At 56.6% G+C, this 6727-nt stretch carries 4 protein-coding genes; all 4 read right to left on the reverse strand.

Annotation, left to right across the window (positions count from 1 at the left end):
* Positions 1–585, reverse strand: a 585-nt coding sequence (locus PHF39_RS13405; RefSeq protein WP_300224966.1) for a MarR family transcriptional regulator, incomplete at its 3' end; no start/stop codon positions are given.
* A 323-nt stretch (positions 586–908) separates the two neighbouring features.
* Positions 909–1634, reverse strand: coding sequence for an ABC transporter permease (locus tag PHF39_RS13410; RefSeq protein ID WP_300224969.1), 726 nt, complete (start codon positions 1632–1634; stop codon positions 909–911).
* A 2-nt stretch (positions 1635–1636) separates the two neighbouring features.
* Positions 1637–2593, reverse strand: coding sequence for an ATP-binding cassette domain-containing protein (locus tag PHF39_RS13415; protein WP_300224971.1), 957 nt, complete (start codon positions 2591–2593; stop codon positions 1637–1639).
* Positions 2594–2698: 105 nt separating this feature from the next.
* Positions 2699–6454, reverse strand: a complete 3756-nt coding sequence (gene cobN / locus PHF39_RS13420; RefSeq protein WP_300224974.1) for a cobaltochelatase subunit CobN — start codon at positions 6452–6454, stop codon at positions 2699–2701.
* Positions 6455–6727 lie beyond the last annotated feature (273 nt).

Consider the following 6727-nt stretch of genomic DNA (forward strand, 5'->3'; position numbering starts at 1 on the left):
GGCAACGATCTCCTTCAGCTTGTCCTTATCCACCCTGCGCGAACCGCCGTGCTGGACCCGGGGTACCTTACAGACATGAATGGTTCCCTCATGGTGATCGATAATCTCGTTGACATCAACGATCCCGACATCCTCGTTCTTCTTCGCATCCTCGTAGACCATTGCAGTCGCAGATCTCGGTTTCTTACCGGCATAGAGATACCCGTCTTTCATGTACAGCCCGACCACATCACCGGTTTTCAGGTCCCCGTCAGCAACAGCGGTCCAGACCGAGATATGCTGGATGACATCGAGCCGGATGTGCCGGATATAGGACTCAAGGGAAGCTGCATTCTCCATCACCCATGCGATACCGGTTTTGGTCACCACGTAATTACTCCGGCCGCTCATCGAGAGCATTCCATCATCAACCAGTTCACGGATATGGTCGGAGACTGCCTGTGGCGTCAGGCCAATCCTGTCTGCAATCTCCATCTGGCGCACTGCCGGCTGGTGTTCGGCGATCTCAACGAGGATCTGGAAGCGCGAGACCTCCCGCTTGCTCCTCATGATGGTATTGATGGGATCCTTATTTTCCGGTATCACGCTGCACCCGTCATGTTCCTTTCAGGAGAGTTCGTGGCAACCGGTTAATACATTTTCGGATCGCGGGCAGAGGAGTCTCCGGGTAAGGAGTCCCTGTCGGTATTGATGGTTCTATAGCATTAGCTATGGAGGTTCCTGATGTATTTTCCGGAACACGATCTTATTTCCCTTCTTTTTGAAAAACGCTGGCTGATACGCTTCTGGAAAGTGAAACGTTATTCGTGGATAGCAGAATTGCCAGACATTCTTCACGTAATTAATCCTAAAATGGATTCTTCCCTATTGCCAGAAGGAAAAATGAGGAAATGAATCCGTCCTCTTTTTCAGATCGTCACCTTCCGGAACACGTACCCGGCCAGCCCGACAAAAATAGCAGTAAAGACGAACAGCATCAGGATCGGGACAACCGGGATAGATCCCGCGGTGACATCCCGGATCGCATTGATCGCAAAACTGAGCGGGTTGACATGGGCAATCGTGGCAAGCCACCCGGGCATCGCACTGTATGGCATCAGGGCGCTCGAAGTGAAGAAGAGCGGCATTGTCACCATGGCCGTGAACGAAGCAAAGGAATCGTGGTCGTAGAGGTACAGCGCTATTGCAGTCGAGAACGAGGAGATGAAGACGCCAAAGAGGAAGAGGATGAGGTACACGAGCCCGTACTGGAGCGGGGTCATCACCGTAGCTCCGATGAGAACGGCAAGGATGAGAATGATGGTTGCCTGAATGAGCCCCCGCATCGATACGAAAAGGATCTTGGAGACGAGAATGCTCTCGCGGGGAACAGGCATGGCGAGGAACTTGTTCAGGAACCCGAGCATCTTGTCGAACATCAGGAGTGATCCGCTGGAGATCCCGGCCGTGAGGATGGTCATCACGAGGATGCCCGGAGTGATGAAGTCGAGATAATTTCCGGTGAACGTTACCGGCAGGGCAAGACCCACGAAAAGCAACCATGCCGCCGGGAGGACGAGAGACGAGATGACGCCGATGCGGTACCGGATCCACCGGATGAAATCCCGGTAGATGTAGATTGAAACGCCTTTCATGATCAGTGCCTCCGGTGCAGCATCAGGTGGAACTTGAGTTCTTCGAATCCCTGGGGTTCTTCCTGCTTTCCTACCGACTGGAGGAATACATCGTCGAGGGAAGGTTCGTGCAGTGACATCGCCTTCACCCGGTTGCCGGCACTTTTCAGCGCATCGGCAAGCAACGGGAGCGCCTCCCGGCCGTTCTCTGCAGTAAAGGAGATGACGTTATCTGATTGTCCGACGACGACCATCCCCTCGATCTGAACTGGGGCAAAGGATCCCTCAATGGTAACGGTGATCACATCGCTCATGAGCCTCGATTTCAGCTCTGCAGGGCTACCGAGCGCTGCGATCTTCCCATGGCTGATGATACCAACGCGGTCGCAGTACTGGTCGGCTTCGTCCATGTAATGAGTGGTCATGAAGATGGTCATCCCTTTCTTTGTCATCGTACGGATATGCGTCCAGATGTTCCGGCGGGCTGCCACGTCAAGACCGATCGTGGGTTCGTCGAGGAAGATCACCTCCGGCTCGTGCACGAGCGCCTCGGCGAGTTCGAGTCTCCGGCGCATCCCGCCAGAGTACGTCTTTGCCGGGTCGTCTGCCCGGTCGGAGAGTTCCATGACCCCGAGGAGTTCGTCGATCTTCTCCTTCGGTTTTTCTATCCCGTAGAGCCGTGCGAAGACAAACATATTCTCGCGGCCGGTCAGGTTGGTGTCCACCGCCATGTCCTGCGGCACATAGCTGATGCAGTCCCTTACCTTTTCCGGAGCAAGCCGCGTGTCGTGCCCGCAGATGCTTGCAGTTCCTTTTGTCTGGGCAAGGAGAGTTGTCAGCATCAGGACGGTTGTTGTCTTGCCGGACCCGTTCGGCCCCAGGAGTCCGAATATCCCCTTGTCCACGGTGAGATTCAGGTTGTCGACAGCACAGAGGTCACCGAACTTCTTGGTAAGGTTCTCGGTAAGGATTGCGGTCATCGCCCGTTTCCTCCATTACACGCCGCAGAATATTGTGATTCGGAAGGCGGTGTACGGGTCTTCCTGCGGATCACTGCACGAGCATCGCCGCAGAAAAAGCCCTTACTATTCATGCTGTTCTTCTCCCGTCTTCTCGAAATAGTCCTCGGTCTCAAGATAAATCTCCTGTAATTTTCGTATCGTCTCGTCATCGGCGTCCCAGAATCCCCGCTCATGCGCTTCGAGAAGCCGGCCGGCCATGCTGTGGAGGGCGAACGGGTTATTCTCCTCGATCCACTGCCGGTTCTCTGCATTGAAGAGGAAATGTTCGGCACAGGCCTGGTATTCCCAGTCGTCAATGGCATCGGATGTGACATCCCAGCCGAACGTGTACTCGATGGTGTTCATGATCTCCTGCACACCCCGGAACCCGTGGGGTTTCAGGCCCTCGATCCAGCGGGGGTTCAGGATGCGGCTCCGGAAGATGAACCGTATCTCCTCTTCGAGGAGGCGTGTCTTGATGTTCTTCGGGTCCGATGCTTCGCCCAGTACCGAGACCGGGTCCTTGTTGCCGTAGACCTTGACACAGGCGTTCATCCCGCCAAGCACCTGGTAGGGATCATCAGTATCGAGGATATCGAACTCGCGCGAGACAATGTTCTTGACGGTTGCATCCAGGCGGCCGAACTGCTGGCGGAAGAGTTCCGGTACTTTCTCACCCCGGAATTTCCTTCCATACGCATAGGCGCCCCAGGTTGTGTACACATCGGCCAGGTCTTTCCGGTCCTTCCATGCCGATGCATGGACCACTTCGCCCACACCACAGCCGTGGTTGCCGGGAGGGTCGCCGAAGATCCTGATGAGTGACTGGTCGCGGGCCTCCTGTTCCGGCATCCCGGCTTTAACTTTCTCCACCATGTCCTGCTTCAGGTGGGCAGCAAGGAAGTTGACATCCTCGGATTCATCGAGCATTGCAATCGTCTCGATGCCCTCGTCAATCATATGGATAAGAGCCGGGAACGTATCGCGGAACAGGCCGCTGATCCGGAGCGTTACATCGATCCTCGGCCTCCCGAGCTCCTTTGCCGGGATGACTTCAAGCCCGGTGACGGCACCGCCCCGATCAGACCAGATCGGTTTAAGGCCCATCAGCCAGAAGAGATACGCGATGTCATCGCCTCCTGTGCGAAGGGTATCGGTTGCCCAGACAACGATACCGACATTCTGCGGGTACTCGCCTTTCTCTTTGACGTACCGCTCGATCATCTGGTCGGCCATGGTCTTTCCTGCCTTCCAGGATGCCCGTGTAGGTACAGATGCGGGGTCGATGGAGTAGGCGTTCTTGCCGGTTGGGAGGAGATGGGCATTGCCCCGCGTGGGATCTCCTGACGGGCCGGGAGGGATGTATCCCCCGTCAAGGCCCCGGACCATATTCGTTATCTCATCAGTGGTCTGGCTGAGCCGGCCTGAGAGGTCATCGCAGATGAACGTGGCGCAGGTCTCGAGGTCCTGTGCACCGTTCCCGTACTCCTCCCGGATCACGGCAAGCGTTTTCCCGCGGTCATACCCGTTCTCCGCCATCACAGCGATCAGGTGCTGGCTCTTTTCGTCGATCCGGTCGATGAGCACGCCGTTCACTTCGCCGAGTCGCCCATTGAATACTGACGGGTTATCCATCAGTTCGCGCAGGGACAGGCCCTGCGCAGATGCAATGCTTTCCCGGAGCGAGGGCATCTTCCCGTTCTCAAGCCGGGTCAGCGCATACAGCATTTCAGCGAACCGTTCGTTCTCCGGGGGACTCCCGAAGATGTGGAGCCCGTCCTTGATGATGGCATCCCTGACCTCGCAGATATAATCGTACAGTCGCTCGGCGCTGGCAATGATATCCTCTGTACCGACATCGGCAGGAAGACCGAGGTCGTTCGTGAGGTTCTGGGCAACAACAATCCCCCGGATCTCCACGGCCAGGTCCTCCATCTTCGTTGTTTCCTGGCTCTCTCTTGCCCGGAGGAATTCCTGAAGGATACTGTCCAGCTGCGCCAGGTCGCCGTATCCCTCGGCCCGCATCATGGCAGGGGGGATATGGGCGAGCACCGCAGCCCAGCTCCGCCGCTTAACTTCTATCATCTCCCCCGGGTCGTTGATGATGTACGGAGAGACATGGGGCATGTCCTCGAAGACCAGATCAGGATAGCACTCCTCGGACATGGCGTTGCCTTTGCCCGGCAGCCATTCCAGCGTTCCGTGAGTCCCCATGTGGACGACAACATGGGCCCCCCAGACATTCTTCATCCACCGGTAATAGGCCACGTAATGATGGGGCATGACCATATCCGTTGAATGGATCAGGGACTCGACCTTCTCAAACAGCCCGCGGGGGGGCTGGATCCCGATAAAGATGTTGCCTTTCATGATCCCCGGCAGGCAGAGTTCGCCGCCGGTCAGGAAGAGCGACCCGGGTGCTTCTCCCCAGTCTTCGGTGATCTTTTTCCGGTTCTTCTCGGGCAGCCGGCTGAACCATTGACGGTACAGATCCGCGCTGACCGTGCCGGCCGCACGTTCCTTCATCTGTTCTTCCGAGAGATACCGGGTGTCGTTGGTGAGTCCCGCAATCATCTCGTGGATGAGGTCGTTGCCGGCCTCCGGGATATCCGTGACCGTATACCCCTCTTCCCTGAGCCGCTCCAAAATCCGGATAACGCTCAGGGGCGTATCGAGCCCCCCGGCATCGCCGAGCGCATCCAGCTCTCCGGTGTACTGGTAGAGAAGGATCGCCACTTTCCGGTCCTTCACCGGGGTCCTCTTGAGAACCGCCCAGCGCAGGGCCATGTCGGCGATCCGCTCGGGTCTCCCGGGAATGGGGATGGCCTGGTTCTTCCTGCCTTCGTGTTCACCGGTTGTCGAATGAGGGATGGTAATAATCTGCGCATCGAACTCCGGCCAGATGACCATGGCCGAGATCTCCATGGATGTAAGACCCTCGTTGTCGGCATACCATTTGTCATACGACCGGATCATGGCCATGGTCTGGAGGACCGGCACGTTGAGATCCGAGAAGAAGTTGTAGACCGGATCGGTCTTGGTGCCATCATTGGGATCGGAGAGCGAGATCTGGGAGAAGCCCATGGTCATCACCAGGACATCGATGACAGCCTTCCCGTCGCGGAACAGGTTCTTCTCGACAAACCGCCGGATCCCGATGGCGCCGGTGGTCGGGTTCGGGCTTGTCACGAGAAAGAACGGCAGGGCATTCATACCCTTTGCTTCGACAGCAGCGATAAGCGCATCGATAGCCAGGAGATTTTTCCGGTTATACCAGAACTGGTGGAGAAGGATGCCGGCGGTGGGTTTCTCCGGATCGAGCCGCTGCAGGTGGGCAGCCAGGTCGTGGATATCCGGGAGCGACGGGTGGTAGAACCCTTCTGTGGGGGGATAATGCAGCGGCGGCAGTTCCACGGTGCATCTCCCTATGGTCCGGCACGCCCAGATTACGAGGCACCGGGTATTTTCGATCCCGCCCAGCTCCACGCAGGCATGGACATAGTCGTAGTCTTCATCCGGGAATGGGAACATGTTCCGGTAATCCTTCATCTCTTCAGGTGAGCCGCACGAGATAAAGGTCGGAATGTCCGCCGCCCGTACGGCAGCGGTGAGCCGGTCAAATTTCTTGAAATACCCGGAACCCCCGTGAATGCTCATGATCAGGAGATCGCATCCCCTGAAGCTGTCCAGCAACCCGGCAAACTTCTTTTCCTCGGCATCGAGTTCCTCGGACGTTGCCTGTACGATCCCGATCTCCAGACCGGTATCCTGGCTGTCCCGGGCTGCACGTACAAGCCACGGGTTCTCGCCAACGCCGGCACCAATGAAGACAAGTTTCACCGGTATCCCTCTTCACGAATCATGCGGATAATGTGGGGACTGATCCTTTATTAACAATACTTTTTTTGTTTTAAAACAAATTTTATTGAGTAATAACGGGAACCATCCTGCTGAGGGAATGAGAATCTATCCGTTCCCCGTCTCGCTATCCCTGTCCTGATGTGATGGCTGATACTATCTGTGCCAACATTGTCTGGAAAGAAAATGGCACGCCCGTCCTGCACCCGTATACCATCCGGCAAGTGGACGAAATACCGGTTGCCTTCAGCGGTG

It is taken from the genome of Methanoregula sp. (assembly GCF_028712425.1).
GTDB lineage: Archaea > Halobacteriota > Methanomicrobia > Methanomicrobiales > Methanospirillaceae > Methanoregula.